This window comes from Rhodococcus sp. LMD (assembly GCF_056108245.1).
In genome coordinates, this window is record NZ_CM148557.1 from 978,512 (window position 1) to 1,003,999 (window position 25,488).

At 69.4% G+C, this 25,488-nt stretch carries 25 protein-coding genes and 5 tRNA genes; 16 read left to right on the forward strand and 14 right to left on the reverse strand.

The annotated features are described in order from the left end of the window. Nucleotides 1–66 precede the first annotated feature (66 nt). Nucleotides 67–1,302: a cutinase family protein gene (locus ACWPQI_RS04500; protein ID WP_010593867.1), complete on the forward strand. Its 1,236-nt coding sequence runs from the start codon at nt 67–69 to the stop codon at nt 1,300–1,302. Between the two features lie 53 nt (nt 1,303–1,355). On the opposite strand, the gene ACWPQI_RS04505 is transcribed toward ACWPQI_RS04500, so the two are convergent. From ACWPQI_RS04505 to ACWPQI_RS04525, 5 genes are all read right to left on the reverse strand, one after another. Further along, entirely contained in the window at nt 1,356–1,661 is a 306-nt protein-coding gene (locus tag ACWPQI_RS04505; protein WP_010593868.1) for a DUF1416 domain-containing protein, read from the reverse strand. A gap of 2 nt (nt 1,662–1,663) precedes the next feature. Beyond that, nucleotides 1,664–2,500: a sulfurtransferase gene (locus ACWPQI_RS04510; protein ID WP_010593869.1), complete on the reverse strand. Its 837-nt coding sequence runs from the start codon at nt 2,498–2,500 to the stop codon at nt 1,664–1,666. Nucleotides 2,501–2,561: 61 nt separating this feature from the next. Then, on the reverse strand, nt 2,562–3,041 hold the full coding sequence (locus tag ACWPQI_RS04515; RefSeq protein ID WP_140188320.1) for a DUF4395 domain-containing protein: 480 nt from the start codon (nt 3,039–3,041) through the stop codon (nt 2,562–2,564). Nucleotides 3,042–3,286: 245 nt separating this feature from the next. After that, nucleotides 3,287–3,733, reverse strand: coding sequence for a thioredoxin family protein (locus tag ACWPQI_RS04520; RefSeq protein WP_010593871.1), 447 nt, complete (start codon nt 3,731–3,733; stop codon nt 3,287–3,289). Then, entirely contained in the window at nt 3,730–4,509 is a 780-nt protein-coding gene (locus tag ACWPQI_RS04525; protein ID WP_010593872.1) for an LmeA family phospholipid-binding protein, read from the reverse strand. Before ACWPQI_RS04525 ends, ACWPQI_RS04520 begins: the two co-directional genes overlap by 4 nt. A 127-nt stretch (nt 4,510–4,636) precedes the next feature. Between ACWPQI_RS04525 and ACWPQI_RS04530 the strand changes: the two genes are divergently transcribed. The 6 genes from ACWPQI_RS04530 to pstB all read left to right on the forward strand — a co-directional run bounded on the left by ACWPQI_RS04530 (nt 4,637) and on the right by pstB (nt 10,484). Next, nucleotides 4,637–5,365, forward strand: coding sequence for a winged helix-turn-helix transcriptional regulator (locus ACWPQI_RS04530; RefSeq protein WP_010593873.1), 729 nt, complete (start codon nt 4,637–4,639; stop codon nt 5,363–5,365). A 9-nt stretch (nt 5,366–5,374) separates the two neighbouring features. Further along, the gene (gene mshD / locus ACWPQI_RS04535; RefSeq protein WP_010593874.1) at nt 5,375–6,271 is read left to right on the forward strand and encodes a mycothiol synthase; all 897 of its coding nucleotides are present in this window, start codon (nt 5,375–5,377) and stop codon (nt 6,269–6,271) included. Nucleotides 6,272–6,509: 238 nt separating this feature from the next. Further along, entirely contained in the window at nt 6,510–7,628 is a 1,119-nt protein-coding gene (gene pstS, locus ACWPQI_RS04540; RefSeq protein ID WP_010593875.1) for a phosphate ABC transporter substrate-binding protein PstS, read from the forward strand. Between the two features lie 58 nt (nt 7,629–7,686). After that, a complete protein-coding gene (pstC, locus tag ACWPQI_RS04545; RefSeq protein ID WP_010593876.1) occupies nt 7,687–8,742 on the forward strand; it encodes a phosphate ABC transporter permease subunit PstC in 1,056 nt (351 codons plus the stop codon). Nucleotides 8,743–8,746: 4 nt separating this feature from the next. Beyond that, nucleotides 8,747–9,655 (forward strand): phosphate ABC transporter permease PstA, encoded by a 909-nt coding sequence (pstA, locus tag ACWPQI_RS04550; protein WP_010593877.1) that lies wholly within the window; start codon nt 8,747–8,749, stop codon nt 9,653–9,655. Between the two features lie 52 nt (nt 9,656–9,707). Beyond that, nucleotides 9,708–10,484 (forward strand): phosphate ABC transporter ATP-binding protein PstB, encoded by a 777-nt coding sequence (gene pstB / locus ACWPQI_RS04555; protein WP_003936505.1) that lies wholly within the window; start codon nt 9,708–9,710, stop codon nt 10,482–10,484. 76 nt (nt 10,485–10,560) lie between these two features. On the opposite strand, the gene phoU is transcribed toward pstB, so the two are convergent. From phoU to ACWPQI_RS04585, 6 genes are all read right to left on the reverse strand, one after another. Further along, on the reverse strand, nt 10,561–11,268 hold the full coding sequence (phoU, locus tag ACWPQI_RS04560) for a phosphate signaling complex protein PhoU (protein WP_010593878.1): 708 nt from the start codon (nt 11,266–11,268) through the stop codon (nt 10,561–10,563). Between the two features lie 83 nt (nt 11,269–11,351). Next, on the reverse strand, nt 11,352–13,202 hold the full coding sequence (locus ACWPQI_RS04565; protein WP_010593879.1) for an LCP family protein: 1,851 nt from the start codon (nt 13,200–13,202) through the stop codon (nt 11,352–11,354). A 304-nt stretch (nt 13,203–13,506) separates the two neighbouring features. Further along, entirely contained in the window at nt 13,507–14,649 is a 1,143-nt protein-coding gene (gene dusB, locus ACWPQI_RS04570) for a tRNA dihydrouridine synthase DusB (protein WP_010593880.1), read from the reverse strand. Between the two features lie 120 nt (nt 14,650–14,769). Beyond that, nucleotides 14,770–15,726 carry an acyl-ACP desaturase gene (locus ACWPQI_RS04575; protein WP_010593881.1) on the reverse strand — a complete coding sequence of 319 codons (957 nt, stop codon included), beginning with the start codon at nt 15,724–15,726 and terminating at the stop codon, nt 14,770–14,772. A gap of 218 nt (nt 15,727–15,944) precedes the next feature. Then, nucleotides 15,945–16,529 (reverse strand): DUF937 domain-containing protein, encoded by a 585-nt coding sequence (locus tag ACWPQI_RS04580; protein ID WP_017680906.1) that lies wholly within the window; start codon nt 16,527–16,529, stop codon nt 15,945–15,947. 58 nt (nt 16,530–16,587) lie between these two features. Continuing rightward, nucleotides 16,588–17,031, reverse strand: a complete 444-nt coding sequence (locus tag ACWPQI_RS04585; RefSeq protein ID WP_010593883.1) for a hypothetical protein — start codon at nt 17,029–17,031, stop codon at nt 16,588–16,590. A 162-nt stretch (nt 17,032–17,193) separates the two neighbouring features. Here ACWPQI_RS04585 and ACWPQI_RS04590 point away from each other — a divergent pair, with 162 nt between their 5' ends. Beyond that, complete coding sequence (locus ACWPQI_RS04590; RefSeq protein ID WP_010593884.1) at nt 17,194–17,772, forward strand: hypothetical protein; 579 nt, start codon at nt 17,194–17,196, stop codon at nt 17,770–17,772. 84 nt (nt 17,773–17,856) lie between these two features. Here ACWPQI_RS04590 and ACWPQI_RS04595 read toward each other — a convergent pair. Beyond that, a tRNA-Lys gene (locus tag ACWPQI_RS04595) sits at nt 17,857–17,929 on the reverse strand. 229 nt (nt 17,930–18,158) lie between these two features. Here ACWPQI_RS04595 and ACWPQI_RS04600 point away from each other — a divergent pair. The 5 genes from ACWPQI_RS04600 (at nt 18,159) to ACWPQI_RS04620 (ending at nt 19,373) form a co-directional block, all read left to right on the forward strand. Then, nucleotides 18,159–18,812: a TetR/AcrR family transcriptional regulator gene (locus tag ACWPQI_RS04600; protein ID WP_010593885.1), complete on the forward strand. Its 654-nt coding sequence runs from the start codon at nt 18,159–18,161 to the stop codon at nt 18,810–18,812. Nucleotides 18,813–18,910: 98 nt separating this feature from the next. Further along, a tRNA-Glu gene (locus tag ACWPQI_RS04605) sits at nt 18,911–18,983 on the forward strand. Nucleotides 18,984–19,040: 57 nt separating this feature from the next. Further along, nucleotides 19,041–19,114: transfer RNA gene (locus tag ACWPQI_RS04610), tRNA-Asp, on the forward strand. A 37-nt stretch (nt 19,115–19,151) separates the two neighbouring features. Next, a tRNA-Phe gene (locus ACWPQI_RS04615) sits at nt 19,152–19,228 on the forward strand. Between the two features lie 71 nt (nt 19,229–19,299). Continuing rightward, nucleotides 19,300–19,373: transfer RNA gene (locus tag ACWPQI_RS04620), tRNA-Asp, on the forward strand. 56 nt (nt 19,374–19,429) lie between these two features. Here the strand turns inward: ACWPQI_RS04620 and ACWPQI_RS04625 are convergent. After that, nucleotides 19,430–21,115 (reverse strand): class I adenylate-forming enzyme family protein, encoded by a 1,686-nt coding sequence (locus ACWPQI_RS04625; RefSeq protein WP_010593886.1) that lies wholly within the window; start codon nt 21,113–21,115, stop codon nt 19,430–19,432. After that, nucleotides 21,112–22,080 (reverse strand): cyclase family protein, encoded by a 969-nt coding sequence (locus ACWPQI_RS04630; protein WP_010593887.1) that lies wholly within the window; start codon nt 22,078–22,080, stop codon nt 21,112–21,114. Before ACWPQI_RS04630 ends, ACWPQI_RS04625 begins: the two co-directional genes overlap by 4 nt. A gap of 349 nt (nt 22,081–22,429) precedes the next feature. On the opposite strand from ACWPQI_RS04630, the gene ACWPQI_RS04635 reads away from it, so the two are divergent. The 3 genes from ACWPQI_RS04635 to ACWPQI_RS04645 are packed head-to-tail and all read left to right on the forward strand — an operon-like array spanning nt 22,430 to nt 25,486. Beyond that, nucleotides 22,430–23,668 carry a glycosyltransferase family 4 protein gene (locus ACWPQI_RS04635; protein WP_026137807.1) on the forward strand — a complete coding sequence of 413 codons (1,239 nt, stop codon included), beginning with the start codon at nt 22,430–22,432 and terminating at the stop codon, nt 23,666–23,668. Beyond that, a complete protein-coding gene (locus tag ACWPQI_RS04640) occupies nt 23,668–24,399 on the forward strand; it encodes a class I SAM-dependent methyltransferase (RefSeq protein ID WP_017680902.1) in 732 nt (243 codons plus the stop codon). The genes ACWPQI_RS04635 and ACWPQI_RS04640 overlap by 1 nt, the downstream gene beginning before the upstream one ends. Continuing rightward, nucleotides 24,386–25,486, forward strand: a complete 1,101-nt coding sequence (locus ACWPQI_RS04645; RefSeq protein WP_017680901.1) for a glucosidase family protein — start codon at nt 24,386–24,388, stop codon at nt 25,484–25,486. The genes ACWPQI_RS04640 and ACWPQI_RS04645 overlap by 14 nt, the downstream gene beginning before the upstream one ends. The last annotated feature ends 2 nt before the right edge of the window (nt 25,487–25,488 follow it).

Below are 25,488 nucleotides of genomic sequence, written 5' to 3' on the forward strand. Positions count from 1 at the left end.
CGCGGGATAGTACCGTGCACGGGGCCGGGCGGGCCTTTCGCCCGGAAAGCCCGATTCGGAGGTCGTGTGCGCTCCATCCGTCTGCTGCTGCCGGTTGCCGCGGTCCTCGCGGCCCTGTCGCTGATCCCGCCCGACGCGGTCGCCGTCCCCGGGGCGGGGTCGAACAGCGGTTCGTCCGGGCCCGGCGTCCATCCCGACAACTACGCACTCGAGTGCCCCGATCTGCTGATCGTGGCGGTTTCCGGCGCCACCGACTCCGAGGCCGACCGCGACCCCGTGGTCGAGGAGTCGCGTCAGCTGTGGTCGAACTGGGTGGGCAACGTGACGGTCCCGGCCGGTGAGGCCACCGCGGACCGGCCGGGCACGATCGGCTGGATGTACGTTCCGTACCCGGCCACCTACGGTCTCGGCCTGTTCGAGGACGTGCCCACCTATCAGGACTCGGTGGCGGCGGGTGTCGCGTCCACCAACCGCATCCTCGACGAACGCAAGCGCGCCTGCGGGGAGCGCACCCGGTTCGCCCTCGTCGGGTACAGCGTCGGCGCCGAGGTGATCGAACGGGTGAGCCGCGAACTCGGGCACCGGCCCGACGACGCCCATGTCGCCCCGGACGACATCGCCGGAGTCGTCCTCGTCGGTGACCCGTACCGCCCCGCGGGGGTCGACTCGCTCGGCGGGGCCGGTCCGCGCGGCGGCGGATTCATGTCCTCCGAGCCCGCCGACTACGGAGCGCTGGCCGACCGGGTGGTGTACTCGTGCCGGCGCTACGACGTGGCGTGCGACGCCCCCGAGGACATCGCGGTCCTCGAGCTGGCCCTCGGCATGCTCGGGCAGATGCGGTTCACCCTGATCGACCCGATGCAGACCGTCGACGACCTGGGACGCACGGTGGCGGTGACGGCGGCCCGCGCCGCCGCGCACATCGTCACCCGGGACGACTGGTGGGAGTCCGACGAATCCCTCCTCGACGTGCTGCGCAAGGTCGTCGACAAGACCTACCCCGTGGATCCGAGCGCCGACGTGAGCCCCGAACGGATGCGGGAGATCCGCGACTGGGCCGTCGGCCCGGGCCGGCCCATCGTGCTGGAGAAGTTGCGCGCCGAGGGAGTCGGCTTCGTCGACGACAACAGCGGCATCGTCGATCTGTTCGTCGAGCCGTACATCCTGCTGGGCTTCGTCCAGCACATCGGCTACTGGAACACCAACCCGCACGATCCCTGGTACTGGGACAGCGAGCGGATCGTCGACTGGATCGTCGCGCTCGCCGAAGCCGAGCGGGCGAGCGGACAGCCGCAGAACTGACGAACGACGGCGGGGCCCGTTCCCCGAAAGGAACGGGCCCCGCCGGATCGGTCCTACTTCGCGACCGTGACCTCGACGTGGTGGACGCCGGGGGCCGTCGGGCTCACGGCGACGTCACCGTTGCCGCGGCCGGACAGCGCGCGGACCTTCCAGTCGCCGGGCGCGGCGAAGAAACGGAAGTCACCGGTGCCGGAGGCGACGACCTCGGCGGTGAACTCACCGGTGCCGTCGAGCAGGCGCACGAAGGCGCCGCCGACCGGCTGGCCGTCGGTGTCGACGACACGGCCGGTCAGAACCGTCTCCTTCTCGACGTCGACGCCGGCGGGCAGGGTCTGGGACTGAACGGGTGCACCACACATGGTCAGCGAACCTCCAACTCGATAGGGGCTCCGACGAGCGAGCCGTATTCGACCCAGCTGCCGTCGTAGTTCTTGACGTTGTTCTTGCCGAGGATCTCCTGCAGCACGAACCAGGTGTGGCTCGAGCGCTCACCGATCCGGCAGTAGGCGATGGTCTCGCGGCTGTCGTCGAAACCCTTGGCCCGGTAGAGGGCCTCGAGGTCGTCGTCCGACTTGAAGGTGCCGTCCTCGTTGGCGGTGGTGCTCCACGGGATGTTGATCGCACCCGGGACGTGGCCGCGCTGCTGGGCCTGCTCCTGCGGCAGGTGGGCCGGGGCGAGGATCCTGCCGGAGAACTCGTCGGGGGAGCGGACGTCGATGATGTTCTTGGTGCCGATCGCGTCGATCACCTCGTCGCGGAAGGCGCGGATCGAGTAGTCCGGCTCCTGCGCCTTGTACTCGGTGGCCGGGCGGGTGACCTCGTCCTTGGACAGCGGGCGTCCGTCGAGCTCCCACTTCTTGCGGCCGCCGTCGAGGAGCTTGACGTCCCGGTGCCCGTAGAACTTGAAGTACCAGTACGCGTAGGCGGCGAACCAGTTGTTGTTGCCGCCGTAGAGCACGACGGTGTCGTCGTCGGCGACGCCCTTCGCGGACAGCAGGGCGGAGAACTGCTCCCGGTTCAGGAAGTCGCGCCGGACGCCGTCCTGCAGGTCCTTGCGCCAGTCGAGCTTGATCGCACCTTCGATGTGCCCGCCGTCGTAGGCGGCGGTGTCCTCGTCGACCTCGATGAACACGGTATTCGGTGCGTGGAGGTTCTGCTCTGCCCAGTCTGCTGAGACCAGGACGTCGGAGCGAGCCATGGAGTTTCCTTTCGGTGCTGACACTCTCGGGTCGAGTGGAACGGTGCGGAGGGAACGGTGGTCAGGCGGCGACGGCCCGGAACCGGGCCACGAGCGGATAGATCCGGCACCCGAGGCACACCCCGAACGCGGCGTTGAGCAGGGCGGCGAACAGTGCGAATCCGGTGGCGACCAGCCCGGTCAGGTCGGCGCCGAGGAGGAAGGCGAAGGTCCCCACGGCGGCGAACACGAACCCCACGAGCTGCGCGAACCGCAGCGGGGCGACCGGTTCCGTCTCGGTGGGCGCGCTCGACCGGGGCGCCACGAACCGCGCGAAGAGCAGGCCGTAGGGGCTGCGGCGCGGCCCGAGGGCTGCGCCGGCCGCGAACACCACGGTCTGGGCGGCGAGCAGTACGCCGGCCACCGCGGTCGAGACCGACGCGACGACCAGGACGACGACGAGGACGGCGGTGGTGATCCACGCCGCGAACCGGGGGCCGCGGACATCAACCTGCCGGCTCCCGTGGGTGGTGGCGGTGGTGGTGGTGGCAGAGGTGGACATGGGTGGTGCTCCTGCTGGGAGGGGACGCGTGAGGGCGGACCGTCGCGGTGACAACCGCGGGGATCACACCGGGGACGGCAGCGGATGCCGCGGAGACGGTCGGACGTCTCGGCCGGGGGATCAGCAGCAGGTACAGCAGAAGCCGCCGAGGCGGCACAGATCGACTGTGCGGCGTCGGGTGAGCATGAGCTCTCGGCAGGTCGACACGGCAGGCAGCTTAGCCGACGTCTCGCCGGATCGGGGGCCTAGGGGGTGCGCAGCGGCACCAGCGCGGCCCGCAGGTCGGCCGCGGTCGGCACCCCCGAGACCCGGTACCTCTCGGTGCCGGCGGCGTCGAACAGGAACGTCGTCGGCAACGACAGCACGCCGAGTTCCTTTGCCAGCTGCGGGTTCTCGTCGATGTCCAGTTCGAGATCGCGGGGTACGGGCAATCCGTCGCCGGTGGCCGCGAGGTCGGCGACCACCTGAGCGACGACCCGGCGCACCGCGGCGCACGGTCCACACCAGTCCGCGGAGAAGTGCAGCACCACCGGCGCATCGCCGGTGCCCACCCCCACCGCCGCCAACAGCGGATCCGGCCCCGGCACCGGGGCCGGATCGACGACGCGGACCTTGCCCTCGCGGGCCCGCAGGACGGTCCCGACGATCAGGGCGGCAGCCACCACCACCAGCAGGACGACGACAGCGGTCACAGGCGCTGCACCTCCTCGAGATCGATCGTGGTCCGGTGTGCCTCACCCTCGATCACAATCGTCGAGCCGCGGGCCTCGACCGCGGTCGGGCGCACCCCGAACGGCAGATTCTGGGGTTCGATCGTGGTGGTGAACAGACCCAGCACCGTCGGCTTCAGAGGATCCGGGACGGTGAAGTCCGCCTGTCCCTCCGGACCGAAGTACAGGTCCGACGCCACGATGCGCACCGTGTCGCCCTCGAGCAGCAGGTTCGCCTGCACGCTGACCTCCGCGGAGACCGGGCCCACCGGAACCGTGCCGGTGAGGACGACCCCGCCCGCGGTGGTGCGTCCGGAGCCGCCGGACCCGCCCGTGCCGTCGGACTTGTCGGCCGGGGGAGCGGACACCTGCAGGTCGGGAATGCCGTAGAGCTGACCGAGCTCGGTCGCGTCGATCATCACGCGCCCGTACAGCAGGTCCACCGGCACCGTGCGGATCGAACCGTCGAGCAGCTCGCCCGCGTCCGCGTGGGCACCGATCAGGTTGGCCTCGATCGTGATGTCACCGAGCGTCCCGCTGGGCACACCCTGCGCCCGGATCTCGACGTTCTCGTAGTGGCCGGCCCGGGCCTGGGTCAGGAACGGGAACCCGTGGATGGTCACCGCCGGGTCCGCCGTCAGCGCACCACCCTCCCGCAGCGCCCGCGAGACCCGGTACTCGGACCACGCCGCGGCGCCGAAATCGATCAGGAGTGCGACTCCGACGAGCGTCACGAGAGCGAGGATGAGTTTGCGCACCGCACCATTGTGACGGACGGCTCGCACCGCTTCCCGAGCGCGGTTGCCCGGTGAACGCCCTCGTGGCGCTAATCTGTAGCGCGTCGTTCACACGAGTTTCGCGCAGCCCGCGAAGAATGGAGGCACGGTGGAGCTGTTGCTGCTGACCTCCGATCCCGACCCGGAGGCGGTCCTGCCTTCGCTGTCGCTGCTCGCGCACTCGGTGCGCCCGGCGCCGACCGAGGTGTCGTCGCTCCTCGAGGCGGGGTCCGCGGACATCGCGGTCGTCGATGCCCGCACCGACCTGGCTGCCGCCCGCGGCCTGTGCCGGTTGCTGGGCAGCACCGGTTCGGCGATCCCGGTCGTCGCCGTGCTCACCGAGGGGGGCCTGGTGGCGGTGAACCCGGAGTGGGGGCTGGACGACATCCTGCTCACCACCACCGGACCGGCCGAGCTGGACGCGCGACTGCGACTGCTGGTCGGCCGGTCCGGCGCTGCAGCCGGCCCCGAGAACAGCGGCAAGATCACGCTCGGGGAGCTCTCGATCGACGAGGGCACCTACACCGCTCGGCTGCGCGGCCGTCCCCTCGACCTGACGTACAAGGAGTTCGAGCTCCTCAAGTACCTCGCACAGCACGCCGGCCGGGTGTTCACCCGCGCGCAACTGCTGCAGGAAGTGTGGGGTTACGACTTCTTCGGTGGTACCCGCACCGTCGACGTGCACGTGCGGCGCCTGCGCGCCAAGCTCGGCCCCGAGTACGAGTCCCTGATCGGCACGGTCCGCAACGTCGGTTACAAGGCGGTGCGTCCCACCACCAAGACCGGGAAGGGCGGCTCCACCAGCGTCGAGTTCGAGGACGCCGAGTTCGCCGACTAGGCTCGCCTCGTGGAATTCGTCAGTCGACTGTCCGCCGAGCAAGCCGCCGAGGTGCGGGCACTCGTCGCCCGCGCGCACGCTGCCGACGGAACGGCCCCGGTGTCCGAGCAGGTGCTGCACTCCCTCACCGGCGACGGTGACGAGCAGCATCTGGTGGCCGTGGCGGACGCCACGATCGTCGGCTACGCCAACCTCGTCCCCGGCCACGGGGAGCACCCGGCCATGGCGGAGGTGGTCGTCGATCCGCCGCACCGCCGGCACGGTGTGGGGTCGCGGCTCGTCGCCGCGGCGCTCGAGGCCGGAGGTGCCGGCACCCGGGTGTGGGCGCACGGCAACCTCGAGCCCGCCCGGGCGCTCGCGGCGCGGCTCGGCCTGACGCCGGTCCGCGAGCTCCTGCAGTTGCGGCGCCCGCTCGGCGAGCCCGAACTGCCGGCCCTGCAGGTCCCCGACGGTCTGCTCCTGCGGACGTACCGGGGACCCGAGGACGATGCCGAACTGCTGCGGGTCAACGCGGCCGCTTTCGCCTGGCACCCCGAGCAGGGCCGGTGGACGGAGCGCGATCTCGCGCAGCGCCGCAGCGAGTCCTGGTTCGACCCGGAGGGGGTGTTCCTCGCCTTCGACGAACAGGATCCGGACCGGCTCCTCGGCTTCCACTGGACGAAGGTGCACGCCGCCACGGCGGACCGACCGGCGATCGGCGAGGTGTACGTGGTCGGCATCGACCCCGGAGCGCAGGGACGCGGTCTCGGCCGGCTGCTCACCCTCGCCGGGCTGCGGTACCTGCAGGAGTGCGGCCTCGGCGCGGTGCTGCTGTACGTCGAGGGTGACAACACCGCCGCCCTGCACACCTACGGCCGGCTCGGGTTCGAGCGATTCCACGTCGATCTCGCCTACGTCGGCGCGTGAACGGCGCACGTACCGCACGCGTCCGTCCCGTCTTCGTCGTGTGACGTCGACCATACGGACTGCAGGTGTACTTTTCGCGTTCACGCCGCGTTCACCTTCGGGCGTCCAACCGTCAACCCGTCCTCATTAACTTTCCATTACGGGCCGCAGCATGCCGGTCCGGCGCCGGGATCGCCCCGCGCCTGATGCCGCCGCCCGTATCGCGGGCGTGCCGGTCGCGAATTCCGGAGGAGAACGAGTGAACCTCAAGCGCAATGGCGCCCTGCTCGGTGTGGTGGCTGCAGGTGCCCTCACCCTGGCCGCATGCGGCAGTGACAACAATGCCGCCTCGACGGACGTGGACGCGTCCGCCTCGGCTGCGACGTGTGAGGGCAAGGAGACGCTGTCCGCCGCCGGGTCGTCCGCGCAGAAGAACGCGATGGACCAGTTCGTGTCCACCTACATCGCGGTCTGCCAGGAGAAGGGCAAGAACGTCAACGTCGCCTACAACCCGTCGGGTTCCGGTGACGGACGCACCCAGTTCATCGCGAACCAGATCGACTTCGCCGGCTCCGACTCCGCCATCAAGGACGAGCAGGCCGCCCAGGCCGCCGAGCGGTGCGCCGGCAACCCCGCGTGGAACCTGCCGCTGGTCTTCGGTCCGGTCGCCATCGCGTACAACGTCGACGGCGTCGACAACCTCGTGCTGAACGGCGAGACCGTCGCCAAGATCTTCAACGGCACCATCAAGCAGTGGAACGATCCGGCCATCGCGGCTCTCAACGAGGGTGTGAGCCTTCCGGATTCGGCCATCACCGCGATCGTGCGCTCCGACTCGTCGGGCACCACCGACAACTTCCAGAAGTACCTCGAGGCCGCCTCGAACGGTGCCTGGACCTCCGGCGCCGGCTCCGACTTCACCGGCGGCATCGGTGAAGGCGCCAAGGGGTCGGCCGGTGTCGCCCAGGCCGTCGCCAGCGCGCCCGGCTCGATCACCTACGTCGAGAAGTCCTTCGCCGACCAGAACAGCCTGAGCATCGCGCAGATCGACAACGGGTCCGGCGCGGTGGAGCTGACCGACGAGTCGGCCGGCAAGGCCATCGAGGCCGCGACCTTCGCGCCCACCGGGGAGGGCGACCTGACGCTCGACCTGAGCTCGATCTTCGGGACGACGCAGGAGGGGGCCTACCCGATCATGCTCGCCACCTACGAGATCGTGTGCTCGGCCGGCTACGACGCCGACACCTCGGCGGCCGTGAAGTCGTTCCTCGTCAGCGCCGCCAACGAGGGCCAGGAGGGTCTCGCCGAGCAGGGTTACGTGCCGCTGCCCGAGTCCTTCAAGGCGAAGCTCACCGAGTCGATCAACGCCATCGCCTAGCCGATGAGCGCCGCGGACCGTACCGTCGATCACGAGCAGAGAGAGATTGCGAGCGCAGATGAGTGACGCGCCCACCAAATCCGCACCTCGCACTTCCGGGTCCGGCGACGACGCCGGGTCCGGGGCGGGCGGTCCGCACGGCAACATCCCGGAGGCCACGATTACCACCCCAGCGCGCGGCGACAGCAAACCGCTGACCAGACCGGGCGACCGGATCTTCAGTTCGCTGGCCTCCGGGTCCGCCGTCCTCATCTCGGTGATCATCGCGGCCATCGGCGTGTTCCTCGTCTGGCGCGCGGTGCCGGCGCTCCAGCGCAACACCGTCAACTTCCTCACCAGCCGCGAGTGGGTCACCCAGGACATCGCCGAGATGTCGTTCGGTGTGCTCGACCTGTTCCAGGTGACCGTCCTGGTGTCGTTCTTCGCGCTGGTCCTCGCGATGCCGGTCGCCCTCGGCATCGCGATCTTCCTCACCTCGTACTGCCCCGCGCGCCTGAAGAAGCCCCTGGCGTACGTCATCGATCTGCTCGCCGCCGTGCCGTCCATCGTCTACGGCCTGTGGGGCCTGCTCGTCCTGGCCCCGGCGATCCGCCCGCTGGCGACGTGGCTCAACGAAAGCCTCGGCTGGTTCCCGCTGTTCGCCTCCGGTTCGGGTTCGATCCTCGGCGGCGGCACGATCTTCACTGCGGGCATCGTGCTCGCCGTGATGATCCTGCCCACCATCGCCGCGGTGAGCCGGGAGGTGTTCGTGCAGACGCCGACTCCCCACATCGAGGCAGCGCTCGCCCTCGGCGCCACCCGCTGGGAGGTCGTCAGGACCACGGTCATCCCGTTCGGCAAGTCGGGTTACATCAGCGGGTCGATGCTCGGCCTCGGCCGCGCCCTCGGCGAGACCATGGCGCTGTACCTGATCCTGCGGACCACGTCGCAGCCGTTCTCGTGGTCGCTGTTCGACGGCGGCGCCACCATCGCCTCGAAGATCGCGCTGGGATACGCCGAGTTCAACAACGACATCCAGGCCGGTGCCTACATCGCCGCGGGCCTGGTGCTCTTCGTGCTGACCTTCGTGGTCAACGCCGCGGCGCGTGCGGTCGTCGCAGGAAAGAAGGACTGAAGCCATGACGACCACACTCCTCGAGACGCCGGTCAAGGGCCCCACCTTCCGGGGCGTCGGCACCCGTCGGCGCGCAACGAATCTCGCCGCCACCGTGCTGGTCACGGTGTCGGTGCTGGTCGCTCTCGTGCCGCTGGCATGGGTCCTGATCACCGTGATCGCCAAGGGCATTCCCGCCCTGACCAGCGCCACCTGGTTCACGAACTCCCTGAGCGGGCTGTCCGCGTCCGCGATGGGCGGTGGCATCTACCACGCCCTCGTCGGAACCCTGCTGCAGGGCCTGGTGTGCGCGGTGATCTCCATCCCGATCGGCATCTTCGTGGCGATCTACCTCGTGGAGTACGGCGCCGGCACGCGACTGGGCAGGATCACCACGTTCATGGTGGACATCCTCAGCGGCGTCCCCTCCATCGTTGCCGCACTGTTCATCTACGCCCTGTGGATCGCCACGTTCGGATTCCCGAAGTCCGCCTTCGCGGTGTCCCTGGCGCTGGTCCTGCTCATGGTTCCCGTGGTCGTGCGCAGCACCGAGGAAATGCTGCGGATCGTGCCGCAGGACCTGCGCGAGGCCTCCTACGCCCTCGGCGTGCCCAAGTGGAAGACCATCGCGCGCATCGTGATCCCGACCGCGCTGCCGGGCATCATCACCGGCGTCATGCTGGCCCTGGCGCGCGTCATGGGCGAGACCGCGCCGCTGCTGATCCTCGTGGGCTACGCGCCGTTCATCAACTTCAACCTGTTCGGTGGCGAGATGGGCAGCCTGCCGGGCGTCATGGTGGCGGAGATGAACAACCCGACCGACGCGGGCACGATGCGGATCTGGGGCGCTGCCCTCACGCTCATCCTCGTCATCGCGGTCCTCAACATCGTCGCCAAGGTGATCGGCCACTACTCCCAGGTGCGGACCAAGTAGGCCTCCTCGTGCACACATCCCCCGATTTCGATACACCAGTAGGGAGCCGGTAATGGCCAAGCGTCTGGACCTCAAGGACGTCAACATCTTCTACGGCAAGTTCCACGCCGTCGCCGACGTGACGCTGGCCGTGCCGCCGCGGAACGTCACCGCGTTCATCGGACCGTCGGGCTGCGGCAAGTCCACCGTGCTGCGCTCGCTCAACCGAATGCACGAGGTGACCCCCGGTGCCCGCGTCGAGGGCTCCGTGCTGCTCGACGGCGAGGACATCTACGACTCGTCCGTCGATCCGGTCGGCGTCCGAAAGACGATCGGCATGGTGTTCCAGCGCCCCAACCCGTTCCCCACCATGTCGATCCGCGACAACGTCGTCGCCGGCCTCAAGCTGCAGGGCGTGCGCGACAAGAACAAGCTCGACGAGATCGCCGAGCGGTCGCTGCGCGGCGCGAACCTGTGGAACGAGGTCAAGGACCGTCTCGACAAGCCCGGTGGCGGCCTGTCCGGTGGTCAGCAGCAGCGCCTGTGCATCGCCCGCGCCATTGCGGTGCAGCCGGAGGTGTTGCTGATGGACGAGCCGTGCTCCGCTCTCGACCCGATCTCGACGCTCGCCATCGAGGATCTGATCGCCGAGCTGAAGCAGGACTACACCATCGTGATCGTCACGCACAACATGCAGCAGGCGGCGCGCGTGAGTGATCAGACCGCATTCTTCAACCTCGAGGCCACCGGCAGGCCGGGCCGGCTCGTCGAGATCGACGACACCGAGAAGATCTTCTCCAACCCCACCCAGAAGGCCACCGAGGACTACATCTCCGGTCGCTTCGGCTGAGCCGGCTGCGACTTCGGCACCGCGGACGCGGAAAGGCCCCGCCCGGAAAATCCGGGCGGGGCCTTTCCGCGTCGGGTTACTGGTCCTGCGGATACACCGTCAGCTTGTCGACGCGTTCACGCATCGCCCGGAAGTCCTCGTCGGTGGGCAGCTTGCCGGTGACCAGGAAGATCACGCGACGACCCACCTCGACGGCGTGGTCGGCGAACCGCTCGTAGAACCGTCCCAGCAGCGTCACGTCCACCGCCGCGGCCACGCCGTGCTTCCATTCGCGGTCCATCAGCACCGTGAACAGGTGACGATGGAGATCGTCCATCGCCTCGTCCTCCTGGTGCAGCCGGGCCGCCCGCTCGGGATCGCGCGTCTCGAGGATCTCCCTGGTCGCTGCGCCGAGGGAGACCGCGATCCGGCCCATCTCGGCGAAGTAGCCGTTGACCTCTTCGGGCAGAACGTGATTGGGGTGCCGGCGCCGCGTCGCCTTGGCGACGTGCAGGGCCAGCGCACCCATCCGGTCGATGTCGGCGACGATCTGGATGCCGCTGACCACGGAACGCAGGTCGCCGGCGACCGGCGCCTGAAGGGCGAGCAGCGAGAATGCCTTCTCCTCGCACTGCGTGCTCAGGTCCGTGATCTTGTCGTGCTCACCGATCACGGTCTCGGCGAGCGCGAGATCCGCCTGGAGCAGTGCCTGGGTGGCCCGCTCCATCGCAAGGCCCGCAAGGCCCGCCATCTCTCCGAGGAGATCGGCGAGCTCGGTCATCTGTTCGTGGTATACGACGCGCATAATGACACAGACTACGGCGCACACACAGCCGGGTCACGAGCAGCGGGTGAACGCAGGGTGAATGGCCGGGCGCGACGACCCGCTCAAGCGCAGGAATCGTCGCCCGCGTTGGTGATCGACAGGTCGACCGGCAGTTCGTTCTCCTCGGCAGCCTGGATGGGCACCGTCGGCAGGACCGACCCCGCCTCGGTCGGCGCGGTGATGCTGCCGGCGAATCCGGTGCCGAGGACGAGTTCCACGATGCCGCCGAGGTCCGCGGATTCCTGCAGCACCGCCCCCGGCACCGCGGACGCCAGTGTCAGCGCCTCGGCTTCCTGCCCGGGCGAGAAGCGGACGACGGTCTCCTTGCTCGTGCCGGAGTAGTTGCCGACGCTGTAGATCGGGAAACCGTAGGCGCCGAGTTCTTCCGCGGTCCGGGCCGCGAGGCCGGACGCGCCGGAAGCGTTGGACACCTGCACCGACACCGTCGACGGATCCACCGCGGTCCGGTCGGGCAGAACGGACACCGGCGGCGGCGCGGACGAATCGGGTTCCGGGGCCTCCCGCTTCTCCCCGGGCAGCGGTTCGTCGTCGATGATCGCGTGGAAGATCGCCTTGATGTCGTCGAGACGCGGAATCTCGTTGCCCCACTCGTTGGTTCCCGCCGTGGGCACGGTGAGGAAGGTGACGGCTCCGGCTTCGACCCGTTGCAGCGAGCGCCCGAGCCGGACGAGCGACTCGGTGTCGACGTTCTCGACGAACGTCGCTCGGGTGAACGCGTTGATGAACCCGTTCAGTTTGCCGGGGTCGAACAGGACCCTGTTCGACATCGCCGAGCGCAACAGCGACGACAGGAACTTCTGCTGCCGGGTGATGCGTCCGTAGTCGCCGTTTCCTTCCGACTCGACCTTCCGCGCCCGCACGTAGTCCAGCGCCTGCCGGCCGCTGAGGGTGTGGGTGCCCGCGGTCTCGATGACGGTGCCGAGTTCCCCGTCGACCAGGGGGGTAGGGGTGCACACCTCGACGCCACCGACCTCGTTCACCATGCTCTCGAAGCCGGCGAAATCCATTCCGACGAAGTGCCCGATCTTCAGGCCGGACAGCTTCTGGATCACCTTCACCAGGCACTTCGGTCCGCCCAGCGCGTAGGTGGCATTGAGCTTGTCGCCTTCGGCGGCGGGGAACGTCTCCGACGTGTACTCGCCGGTGGTGCTGTCCCAGCCCCGGCACACGGGCCGCGTCACGTCGAGGTCGCGCGGAAAGGAGACGGCGACGACGCGACTGCGGTCGGCGGGGATGTTGACCAGGATGACGGTGTCTGCGCGCGCGCCCTCGGCCTCGGCCTCGGTCCCGGCGCCGACCGCACCGCTCGCCCCGGCACGGGTGTCGGTGCCGATGATCAGATAGGTCTCGTCGCCGGTCTGGCCGCCGGGGTCGACGATGTCGGTGGATTCGGTGTCCAGCGCCGCGATCTGGGCGAATCCTGCCTCGGTGGAACGCACGTAGCCCCACACCAGGCCGCTGCCGACGAGGGTCAGTACGGACAGCAGGGCCAGGACGGTGCGGCCCGCCGTCGCGAGGCGCCGGCGTTTGCGCCGTTTGCTCAGAGCCAGCCTGCTCGGACCGTTGTCCCCGACCGCTCGGGGCAGCGCGACCGGTTGCTCGGGCTCGTCGTTCTGCTCGTCGGCGCGGTCGTCGCGCGGGGGTGTGGGCGGCGGGCTGTCCGGCGGCGCGGCGCCCACGGGCGGGATCTTCTCGGTGGGGTCGTCGTCGGCGGGCGATGTCCGCGGCGGCCGGACGGGCTGCGGGTTCGGCGCGGCCGGTTCGGGTTCGGGACGGCGGACAGGGGTGCTGTCGCGCCCCACCTTGTTCATCAGCGCCGCGACGGTGACCTGGTCGGGGTTCTCGCCCGGAGTGGCCGAGCGGCGGGGACGGCCGGTTTCGGCACCGCGCACCGGCGGCGGCGGTCCGGCGTCACCGGGCAGATCCGTCGGGCGTCGGCGTGTCCGGCCGGTGTGTGAGCTGCGATACCCGGAGTCGGCGATAGGACGTTCCCACGGAGCGCGACTGTCGGGCAGGCCCGAATCGTGCTCCTCACCCACCGATTCCCTCGCCTCTCCGCGGATGTTCCGCTTTCGTACGCACCCGCCACCACGGCGATCCCGTCATGATACTGGCGGCCTCGATCCGGATCGAGGTGTCCGCCGAGCGACAGGCCGGTGCGGTCCGGTTCGTCCGGTCCGAACGGCTGAGCCGACGTCAGCCGCCCGAGTGCATGACGTCGGCGCCTGCCGGCACCATGCAGTCCTCGGGGTCGTCGAGCCAGCCGTCCGGCAGGGCGACGGTACCGGGGGAGCCCTGGCGGCCCCGAGGGCCCTCCGCGTCCTTGGGGAAGGGCACCGTCGGGTCGAGGCGGCCGAGCAACTCGTCGAGTTCGGCGAGGCCGGACACGCGCGCCAGGGCGTTGCGCACGTCGGATCCGGCCGGGAAGCCGCGCAGATACCAGGCGATGTGCTTGCGGATCTCGCGCATGCCGCGGTCCTCGCCGTGGTGGTCGGCGAGCAGTTCGGCGTGCCGGCGCATGATGCCCGCCACTTCGCCCAGATTCGGCGGGGTGGGCATGGGCGTGCCGTTCAGGGCGGCGCTGAGTTCGGCGAACAGCCAGGGCCGGCCGAGGCATCCGCGTCCGACGACGACGCCGTCGCAACCGGTCTGCTCCATCATCTTCTGCGCGTCCTCGGCGGCGAAGATGTCGCCGTTGCCCAGGACCGGTACGTCGGTGACGTGCTCCTTGAGCCGGGCGATCTCGTTCCAGTCCGCCTCACCCGAGTACCGCTGGGCGGCGGTGCGGGCATGGAGCGCGACGGCGGCGGCGCCCTCGGCCGCTGCGATCCGGCCCGCGTCGAGGTGGGTGTGGTGATCGGCGTCGATACCGATGCGGAACTTCACGGTCACCGGGATGTCGGTGCCCTCGGTGGCGCGGACGGCGGCCGCGACGATGTTGCCGAACAGGCGTCGCTTGTACGGCAGGGCCGAGCCGCCCCCCTTGCGGGTGACCTTCGGCACGGGGCAGCCGAAGTTCATGTCGATGTGGTCGGCGAGGTTCTCGTCGACGATCATCTTCGCGGCCTGGTAGGTGACGTCCGGGTCGACGGTGTACAGCTGCAGCGACCGGGGCGTCTCGGTGGGGCCGAATGTCGTCATGTGCATCGTGACGGGGTGACGTTCGACGAGTGCCCGGGCGGTGACCATTTCGCACACGTACAGCCCCGACGTGCTTCCCGAACGCTCGAGTTCGAGCTCGCGGCACAGGGTGCGGAAGGCGACGTTGGTGATTCCCGCCATCGGCGCGAGCACGACCGGGCTGTTCAACTCGAGCGAGCCGATGCGAAGGGGTGACATGAAGAACCTCGAAGACGGCGTGAAGAAGAAGTGCGTACAACTGTGCCCGGCACCGAATCCGGCACCGGGCACAGGATAGCTGTTCGGGGACGCCGCCCCCGAATCACGCACCGGCGAGGATCAGGATGCGGCTTCGTTGCGTTCGCGGCGGGCGGCGTCGCGGGCGAGGGACCGATCGCGCATCTCCTCGAACTTCACCGCCTGCTTCTCGAGATCCTCGAGGAAGGTGCCGAGTTCGTCGAGGACGCGGGCGCCCTCGGCACCGAAGTCTTCACGCTCGAAGATGCGCCACTTGCGGAGCACCGGCATGACCACCTCGTCGAGGTGCTGACGCAGGTCGTAGATGCCGTGCTTGGCCATCAGCACGCCGTTGCGGCGGAAGTTGGGCATGCCGGCGCCGGGCATCTGGAAGTTCGTCAGCACATCGGTGATCGCCGCGAGAGTCTGATCCGGGGCCACGTCGAGAGCCGCTTCACAGATGTTGCGGTAGAAGATCATGTGCAGGTTCTCGTCGGCGGCGATGCGCTGGAGCATCTTGTCGGCGATCGAGTCGTGACACGCCCGGCCGGTGTTGCGGTGCGAGACGCGGGTGGCCAGCTCCTGGAAGGTGACGTACGACACCGAGTGCAGCATCCCCACCTCGTTGGGCGAGGCGAACCCGTTGGTCATGTGCTCCATGCGGGCATTCTCGAGAGCGACGGGGTCGACGCCGCGGGTGACGACGAGGTAGTCGCGCATCACGATGCCGTGGCGGTTCTCCTCGGCGGTCCAGCGGCCCACCCACGTTCCCCACGCGCCGTCGCGGGAGAAGCTCTCGGCGATCTCGCGGTGGTAGGACGGCAGGTTGTCCTCGGTGAGCAGATTGGTGATCATCGCGGCCTTGGCGACCTCGTCGAGCTTCGACTGCTCGGGCTCCCAGTCCACGCCGCCCATCGCGGCGAAGTTGCGTCCCTCGTCCCAGGGCACGTAGTCGTGGGGGTGCCAGTCCTTGGCCATCGAAAGGTGGCGGTTGACGTTCGCCTCGGCGACGGGCTCCAGCTCGCGCAGAAGCTCCAGCTGAGTCAGAACTCGCGTCATTCCGTTTACCTCTCCATAACTGTGCGTATCACGAACGAATTACAGGCTACGGCACCGTAGGTTGGGCGCCGCCATGTCTGTGACGTGCTCCAAATTCGGCCGACCCCGGCCCGACCGCCGATGGGATCCTTCACATGCGGTGATCCGGCCATCCTACCGGGTGGACACGGGTGCCTCGGCGCGACGCGCGGGAGTGAGCCCGTGTCCTCTCCGAAACCTCAGCGCTTGCCGCCACCGAGGAGTCCGCCGAGCAGATCGCCCAGGCCGCCGCCGTTGCCCCCCAGAACGCTGCCGAGAACTCCGCCGAGGCCGCCGGAGGCGCCCCCGCTGCCCGCGCCGCCCGACGCACTGCGCAGGAGCCCGCCGAGCAGATCGCTCAGGCCACCCGGCTCGCCGGATTTCCCGCCGGCCTGGCGGGCCAGGTACGTCAGCACGATCGGAGCGAGAATGGGCAGCAGTCGCGCGACGAGGTCGCTGCCGCCCGCGCCGTCGGCGTGGCCCAGCGTCTGCACGACCTGGTCCTTGTTGTCGCCGAACACGTTCGACACGATCCGGTCGCCGTCCTCGGTGTCCACGTCGCTCACGTTCACTCCGCCGTCGAGCAGGGGTGAGCCGCGGTGCTGGTCGAGCGCGGACAGCAGGGACGTGGCGCCGTCCGGATTCCGGGTATTCGCCTCGAGGCCGCCGACGAGCGTGGGCAGGGCGGCCCGCACCGCGGTGGCCGCCGTCTGCTCGTCCACGCCCAGTCGACGAGCGATCTGGTCGACCGGGATCTGCGAGAGGAGTTCGTCGAGTGAGGGCATGGGCACCGAGGGTAGCCGCCGTCGCCACCCCGGTCGGCGTTCCGCGTCGGCGTTGCGGCTACGCGGACGTCCGCCGTCCCGCGATCACCGCGCACAGCAACGCGACCCCCAACCCGCTGAGAATCAGCACGAACCCCGTCTGGTTCGTCAGCGCCGTCGCGTGGTTCGCGCGCACGTAGTCGTCGAACTGCTGGTGGACCCGCACCGCGAAGGCGCCGGTCGCGACGAGACCGACGACCACCCCGGCCCAGCCTGCGACCGCCGAATCGAACAGGGCGGCCAGGAGCAGCAGGACGGCGGCGAGGACGAGCGGTGCCGCGAGTGCCTGATGGACCGGAAGGTCGGCTGCGCCGAGGGCGGAGACGTCGCCGGCCGCAATCCCGTCGCGCAGGTCGGTCAACGGGATCTCGGTCGGCCGGGCCCCGGCCACCACCGGCAGGAACGAGCCGATTCCCAGGGCGACGGCAGACAGGAACAGGCCGAGGTCCACGAAGCTGCGCACGCCACTCCCATCGATCGCCGGATCGGTTTCGTGAGCGATGCCACCCTAACCACACTTCGGGTGCGGCAGCAGCGCAGAACCGGCGATTCGGACGCCGTGTCGGGTGTGCGGATCCGTAGTCTGAAGAGACGGCACACCCGGACCCGGAAGGGGAACTACGTGATGGCGGGCAACGAGACGGCGCAGCGGTCGGGGCTTCCCCCGTGGGCGAAGAAGGCCCTGTGGAGCGTCGCTGCCGTGCTCACGCTGGTGGCCGCGTACTTCGCGCTGGCGGCGTTCGTCCCCCGATGGTGGGCGCAGCGTGTCGCCGGGCTGGCCGACGCCGGTTTCGCTCGTGGAACGGCCTGGGGACTGCTGTTCGGATTCGTGTGCACCTTCGTGCCGTTGGCCCTCTTCGCTGCGGTGTGGCGGATCAGGACGTGGCGGCGGCATCGCGTCCTGCAGGTGGTGTTCGTCGTCGCCGCCGTCATCGTGGCGATTCCCAACCTGATGACCTCGAGCATCGTGCTGGGCAGCGGGAACGCGGCGCACGCGGGGGAGCGGATCCTCGACGTCGACGCCCCAGGATTCCGGGGCGCGACGCTCGTCGGCGCCGTCCTCGGAGCGGTCATGTTCCTCGTGTTCGCCGCTCTGAGCTTCATGTACCGCAAACGCGGTCGCGACCTCGAGCGGGAGCGGGCCCAGCAGGAGTCGGAGCTGCGAAGCGACCGTCCGGGCAGGGTGGCCGGCGCGCCGGACTAGCAGGCGACGACGAGGTGTGTCGAACACTGCGGGCGCACTCCGGCCGGCAGTGTCCAGTGCCCCCACCAGGGTTCGAAGTCACAGTGCCCCCACCAGGGCTCGAACCTGGGACCTGCGGATTAAAAGTCCGTAGCTCTACCAACTGAGCTATAGGGGCGTGGGCGCACAGTCTAACTGCATCGCGCCGGTCAACAGTATCGGACGGCCGTGCCGCTCGAAGGCTCGGGTGCGCACCCCCTGCGGCGCACCCGAGCCGGATAAAAGCATACCACTTGGTGTGTTCTGTGCGAAGACGGGAAATGCCTGGCTGTGCGCGTGCCGGTCGCCCGGCGGCTACAGTGGCGATCGGGGGGACCGCAGGTCACGTTCGGAGGCACGAACCCCCCATGTCACGTCAGCAAGAGCGGGCGCGGCGCACCCGCGCGTCCATCGTCGAATCCGCGGCGATCGAATTCGCCCGGCGCGGATACGGCGCAGCCTCGGTCAACGCGATTCTCGAGCACTCCGGGGCGACCAAGGGCGCGATGTACTTCCACTTCGATTCGAAGGAGGAGCTCGCCCGGGCGGTGCTCGCGGAGGGCCTCGACCGTTATCGGGTGATCACCGAGCGGTGGCTGCACGCGCCGGGGCTGGATCCCTTCGAGCGGTTGCACGGCCTCGTCGGAGATCTCGCCGACGCCCTGCAGGGCGACGTCATCATCCGGGCCGAGTTCAAGCTCGTGACCGAACCCGAGTTCGACGCCGAGGCGAAGCTGCGCGGCAGCTCGGTGTGGGGAGCCGCCGGCCGCCGGCTGGCCGTCGAGGCGCGGGACGCGGGGCTGGTCCGTGCCGGCGTCGACCTCGAACGGTTCCTGGGTGTGCTCGGGGCGTGCCTGGCCGGCCAGCGCTACTTCCACGATCTCACCGCGACCGACGTCGACGTGCGGGCCCGCTTCGCGGAATGCCTGGACGTGTGCCTCGAGGCGACGGCCGCGCCGGAGTGGCTCGAGCGGCGGCGCGGGGCGCCGGAGTCGCCCATGGAGGGCGAACAATCGGCGTGACCTGCTGATTTGTGAATCCGGAAACCGGTGTCCTAAGCTATCCAAGCTCCCAACGGAACGCGAACCCGTTGAGGGTGCGGGTCGGAGTAATCCGGCGGGCCCCCTTCGTCTAGCGGCCTAGGACGCCGCCCTTTCAAGGCGGTAGCGCGGGTTCGAATCCCGTAGGGGGTACGCTTGCGGAAGCAGTATCGCCGCATGCAGTACGGTTTGACCACAAGTGAAGAGCATGGCCCTGTGGCGCAGTTGGTTAGCGCGCCGCCCTGTCACGGCGGAGGTCGCGGGTTCGAGTCCCGTCAGGGTCGCAGAGTTGGCAATTGGCATTCGGTTCGGGTGCCGTCCGGCCAGGTAGCTCAGTTGGTACGAGCGTCCGCCTGAAAAGCGGAAGGTCGCCGGTTCGATCCCGGCCCTGGCCACCACACAACTTCATACGGTAGGCCCACCGCCCGGCGGTGGGTTTTCTGTGGAAATCCCCTTCGGGGATGCACACGGCCCTGTGGCGCAGTTGGTTAGCGCGCCGCCCTGTCACGGCGGAGGTCGCGGGTTCGAGTCCCGTCAGGGTCGCTTCACGGCGAAGGCCCGGTCCCGACACGGACCGGGCCTTCGCCGTCCTGCCCGGTTCAGCCGCGGGCCCGGAGTTCCCTGCGAAGAAGCTTGCCGGACACGGTCTTCGGGATCTCGTCGATGATCTCCACCAGCCGCGGGTACTTGTACGCCGCCATCCTCTCCCTGGCGAAGGCGATCAGTTCCTCCTCGGTGACCGAGTGCCCCGGACGGAGGCTGACGAACGCCTTGACCGTCTCGCCGCGGTAGCTGTCCACCACCCCCACGACCGCGGCCTCGCGCACCGCATCGTGCTCGTAGAGCACGTCCTCGACCTCTCTCGGCCAGACCTTGTACCCACCGGCGTTGATCTGGTCCTTCTTGCGGTCGACGATGTAGAACCAGCCGTGGGCGTCCATGTACCCGACGTCCCCGGTGTGGAGGGCACCCCCGGGCAGCGCGGTCGCGGTCTCCTCGGGCTTGTTCCAGTAGCCGGCGACCACCTGCGGCCCCGACGTGACGAGCTCGCCCACCTCCCCGACGGGAAGGTCGTTGCCGTCCTCGTCGACGACCCGCACGACGGTGTCGAAGGTCGGGACTCCGACCGACAGGGCGCCGGAGGCCTCGTCCACCGGAGCCCGGGTGCCGAACGGAACTGCATGCGAGGGAGAGGTGGTCTCGGTGAGGCCGTAGATGTTGTGGATGTACGTCCCCGAGAACGTCTCGAACGCCGCGACGGTGCTCGGCGGTATCGGCGCTCCGCCGGAGAAGATCTTGGTCAGCGTCTTCAGCGACTCACCGCGGGCGCCGGGAACGTTCATCAGCGCGATGAACACGGTGATCGAGCCGACCGTGAACGTCGCCTGTTCCACCGCCACCGTTTCGAGGGTCACGCCTGGGTCGAGCCGGTACATCAACACCAGGGGCGCGCCTGTCAGCAGGGCGACAGCGATGTGCCCGACGAGCCCGGTGATGTGGAACAGCGGGGCGATGCCCAGCACGACGTCGTCCGCGCCGAGTCCCACCCATTCCCGGTAGGTGCGGGCATTGAACACCACGTTGCGGTGAGTGGTCATCGCACCCTTCGGTGGTCCGGTCGTACCGGATGTGTAGGTGAGGAACGCGATGTCGTCCGGGCCGAGGGCGTGCACCGGGACGGGCCGTCCCCGGAACTCGGCCAGGAGCGCCTGCAGGTCGAGAGTGCCGGGCAGATCGAGGCGTTCGATGCCGGAGAAGATCCGCTCGTCTCCACGCGTCTGGTATTCCAGTTCGGACGTGGTGATCACGATCCGGACGGCGGTGCCGGCGACGACGTGCTGTGCGACGTCCCGGTACAGCCCCTGGAGTGCAACGAGCACGGTAGCCCCCGAGTCCAGGAGGATTTCGCCGAGCTCGCGTTCCTTGTTCATGGGGTTGACGGAGACCGGGATACCGCCGGCCTTCCAGACACCGAGCTGCGCCACGACGAACTGCGGGACGTTCTGCAGGAACAGCGCCGCCCGCTCACCCGGGCAGAAGCCGTGGGCCGTCAGTGCGGCCGCGAACGCGTCGGACTGCTCGTCGAGTTCACGGCGGGTCAGGCGCCCGTCGAAGTAGCGGATGATGTCCGCGTCCGGGTCGCGAGCGACGGTGGCGCGGAACATCTCCAGCGCGTCGGTGTACTCCGGCTCGATGTGGGTCGGCAGGCCCGGCGCGTAGCGCGCGAGCCACGGCTTGCTGTCGTAGACGCCCGTGTGCGCGTCGCGGGGTCCGGCTGCGCTCATCGGATGACGACCGGATTGACCGGGGCGCCCGTGCCGCCCACGACCTTCAGCGGGGCCGCGGTGTACAGGAAGGTCCAGCGGTTGTCGGCGGCGCACGCGTCGGCGAGGTCCTCGAGCCAGGCGATCTCGGTGAGGGCGACGCCGAGATTGCGCATGAGCGCGCAGTGCAGGGGCAGCGCCACGCCACTGGCCGGGTCGGTGGTCACCTCGTTGGCGATGGTGTCCGTGACCAGGTTGGGGATCTCCCGGTTCCGGAACCATTCGACGAGTCCGCGGCTGTACGTCAGGCCGGGTTCGCAGAAATCGGCGTAGAACTCGGTGGTGTCTTCGAGGCTGTACCAGTACTTCAGCCAGCCGGTACGGATCACGAGGATGTCGCGCGGCTCGATGGTCACGCCCTGGGCGGCGGCGGCCGCCTCGAGGTCGTTGTGGTCGAAGGTCTCGCCGGCGTCGAGCCACTCCTTGCCCCGGTGGCGGGCCATATCGATCAGGATCCCCCTGCCCACGACGCCCTTCTCGGCGATCGGCAGCACCGAGGCCTTGTCCATGCTGCCGACGGTGCTGCGCGCGTCGTATCCGTTCCAGAGTTTGCCGTCGTACCAGACGTGGCCGAGGGCGTCGTACTGGGTGGAGCCCTGCAGGAAGAGGGTGGCGGTGTCGTCGGCGTAGTGCAGTCCGCCGGGGAACTGCGGGGCGTCCTCGCCGTCCCACGACGATTCGTCGAGGGTGTTGCGGCGATCGATGCCGCTGCGGCTGGGCCACAGGGGATCGCCGGGGGCCTCCTTGCGGCCCATGTGGATCTGCAGGGTGAACACGTCGCCGGACTCGACCTCGGCTATTCCGCCGAGAACCTCCTTGGTGCCGAGGAAGTTCAGAGCTCCGATCTCGTCGTCGGCGCCCCAGCGTCCCCAGTTGCTGGGGGCGTCGTCGCCGAGCAGTTCGCGCATGGACGGGGCGTCGGACATACCGTCTCCTGTTTCGGGGGTCGAGGTGCAGTTGCCGCTCACCGAGCGTTCGTACGGTAAGCGTTCGCTTATGGTGTAGGTCACATCTCGAGGTGTCAACCCGCGGAGGACGAGGGCGCGCCGCCCGCTCGTGATGCGCACCGCAGAGCCTGGGCCGGTGTCGTCTCGGCGGGTCTTCGACGGCGGAACGGGTCGCCACCCTGTACGTTCAGTTTGCACCGGACCCGGTGCGGTTCCGGCGCTGATCCGCAGGGCGGAGCCGGGTCGAGCGTCGGATGAGAACATGTTCTAGAGTGAGTTCGATCTTCCGGACGGACGCACTCCGGTGACACGACGAACGAGGTGATCTGTGCGAGTAGCTCTGCTGTCGTACCGCAGCAAGCCGCACTGCGGTGGTCAGGGCGTGTACGTTCGACATCTCAGCCGCGAACTCGCGGCACTCGGCCACGACGTCGAGGTGTTCTCCGGGCAGCCGTATCCCGAGCTCGACGACGGGGTCACCCTGGTGAAGGTCCCGAGCCTCGACCTCTATCGCGACGACGACCCGTTCCGCTTTCCGCACCCGCGGGAGATCCGCGACGCGATCGACCTGCTCGAGCTGGGCACGATGTGGACGGCGGGGTTCCCGGAGCCGTTGACCTTCAGTCTGCGCGTGGCCCGGCTGCTGCGCGACCGGGCCGGGGAGTTCGACGTCGTGCACGACAACCAGTGCCTCGGCTACGGCTTGCTCCGGATCGCGGATGCGGGCCTGCCGCTCGTCGCGACCATCCACCATCCGATCACCCGCGACCGGGAGCTGGACCTCGCGAGCGCCCCGACGCTGCGCCGCAGGATCACGTTGCGCCGATGGTACGGATTCCTGCGCATGCAGGCCCGGGTGGCGCGGCGCATCCCGACCCTGCTCACCGTCTCGAAATCCTCCGAGGACGACATCCGTACCGCGTTCGACATCCCCGACGGGCGCTTGCGCACGATCCCGCTGGGAGTGGACACCGAGATCTTCGCCCCGCCGTCGACCGAACGCGTGTCCGGCCGCATCGTGTGCGTGGCCAGCGCGGACGCACCGCTCAAGGGCGTCGCCAATCTGCTCGAGGCGGTGGCGAAGCTCCGCACCGAGCGGCAGGTCGAGCTGGTGCTCGTCACCAAGCTGGCCGCGGGCGGCGTCACCGAGAAGCTGATCGAGCAGCTCGCCATCGGGGACTCGGTACGCACCGTCTCCGGGATCGACGACGGCGAGCTGGCCGGACTGCTCGGTTCGGCGCAGGTGGCCGCGGTCCCGTCACTCTACGAGGGGTTCTCGCTGCCCGCGGTCGAGGCCATGGCCTGCGCCACGCCGCTGGTGGCAAGTCGCGCCGGTGCGATTCCCGAGGTGGTCGGCGATGCGGGCATCCTCGTGCCCCCGGGTGACAGCGAACAGCTGGCCGCGGCGCTGGCACGGGTTCTCGACGATCCCGCCGAACAGGCCCGGCTGGGGTCGGTGGCGCGGGCCCGGGTGCTCGAGCGATTCAGCTGGGCGGCCGTGGCCGCCCGGACCGCCCAGGCCTACCGGGATACCGTTGCGGCCCAGGCAGGAAGGACCGAAGTCTGATGCTGACAGTCGATTTCGACCGGCTGGGGGTCGAACCCGGTGACCGTGCCATCGACATCGGCGCGGGCGCCGGACGGCACTCGTTCGAGCTCTACCGCCGGGGCGCCGACGTGGTGGCGTTCGACCGCAGCGCGGAGGACATGAAGGCCGTCGGCGACATGTTCGCGGCGATGGAACTCGAGGGCCAGGTACCCGAGGGAGCACTGGCCCGGGCCGAGGTGGGCGACGCCCTCGCCCTGCCCTACGACGACGAGACCTTCGACGTGGTGCTGATCTCCGAGGTGCTCGAGCACGTGCCCGAAGACGACCGCGCCATCGCCGAATTCGTGCGGGTGCTCAAACCCGGCGGCGTCGCGGCCGTCACCGTCCCGCGGTGGCTGCCGGAGCAGATCTGCTGGGCGCTGTCCGACGCGTATCACGAGGTCGAGGGCGGCCACGTGCGGATCTACAAGGCCGACGAACTGGCAGCGAAGCTGACGGCCGCAGGCCTGACGGTGCGCGGCCGGGACCACGCCCATGCCCTGCATTCGCCGTACTGGTGGCTCAAATGCGCCGTGGGCGTCGACAACGACGACAACCCCCTGACGAAGGCGTATCACCGTCTCCTCGTATGGGACCTGATGCAGGGGCCGTGGCTGACGCGCACGGCGGAATCGTTGCTGAATCCGGTGCTCGGCAAGAGCGTCGTGTTCTACCTCGAGAAGCCGACGGTTCCCGTTGTCGGCCGCTGACTTCCGCCCCGGCGGGGCACGGCACGCGGTTCCGGCCGTGCCGGGAGTGCTGTCCGAGGATCAGTGCCTGCGAACCGCCCGCGCGATCGCCGACATGCAGGAGTCCTCCGGAGCGATCCCGTGGTTCCCCGGCGGTCACACCGACCCGTGGGACCACATCGAGTCCGCGATGGCGCTCACCGCCGCGGGGTTGTTCGAGGAGGCCGAGGCGGCCTTCGACTGGTCCCGTCGGACCCAGCGGCCGGACGGCTCGTGGCCCATGCAGTTCCGCGGGGACGCCGTCGAGAACCACGACGCCGACTCGAACTTCACCGCGTACATCGCGGTGGGGGTGTGGCACCACTACCTCGTCACGGGCGACACCGACCATGTGGTGCGCTTGTGGCCGACGGTGCGGGCGGCCCTCGACCATGTGCTCGAGCTGCAGGCACCCGGAGGCGAGATCTACTGGGCTCGAGGCGAACACGGCACGGCCGACGAGGCTCTGCTGACGGGGTGTTCGAGCATCCACCACAGTCTGCAGTGCGGGCTGCGCCTGTCGGAGGTGGTCGGCGACCCCCATCCGGACTGGGAGGTCGCGTGGTACCGGCTCGGCCACGTGCTGCGACGGCATCCGGAGGCATTCACCCCCAAGCCGGAGTACTCGATGGACTGGTACTACCCGATCCTCGGCGGGGCGGTGCGCGGTGCGCCGGCCCGGCAACGGATCCGGGAGCGCTGGGACGATTTCGTGGTCGGCGACATCGGCATCCGCTGCGTCGACCACCGGCCGTGGGTGACGGGTGCCGAGACGTGCGAGCTCGTCCTCGCCCTGGACGCGATCGGTGAGGCCACGACGGCCCGGATCCTGCTGGCCGCCATGCAGCATCTTCGCGACCCGGACGGGTCCTACTGGACCGGAATGGTGTTCACGGACGGAAAGCGCTGGCCCGTGGAGAAGAGCTCCTGGACCAGCGCTGCGGTCATCCTCGCCGCCGACGCGCTCTCGCGCAGCACCGCCGGCAACGGAGTGTTCCGCGACGCCACCGCACCCGCCGGATGGGTCGCCGCCGAGAGCTGTCACGAGGACTGCCGGGTGACGGTCTGAGC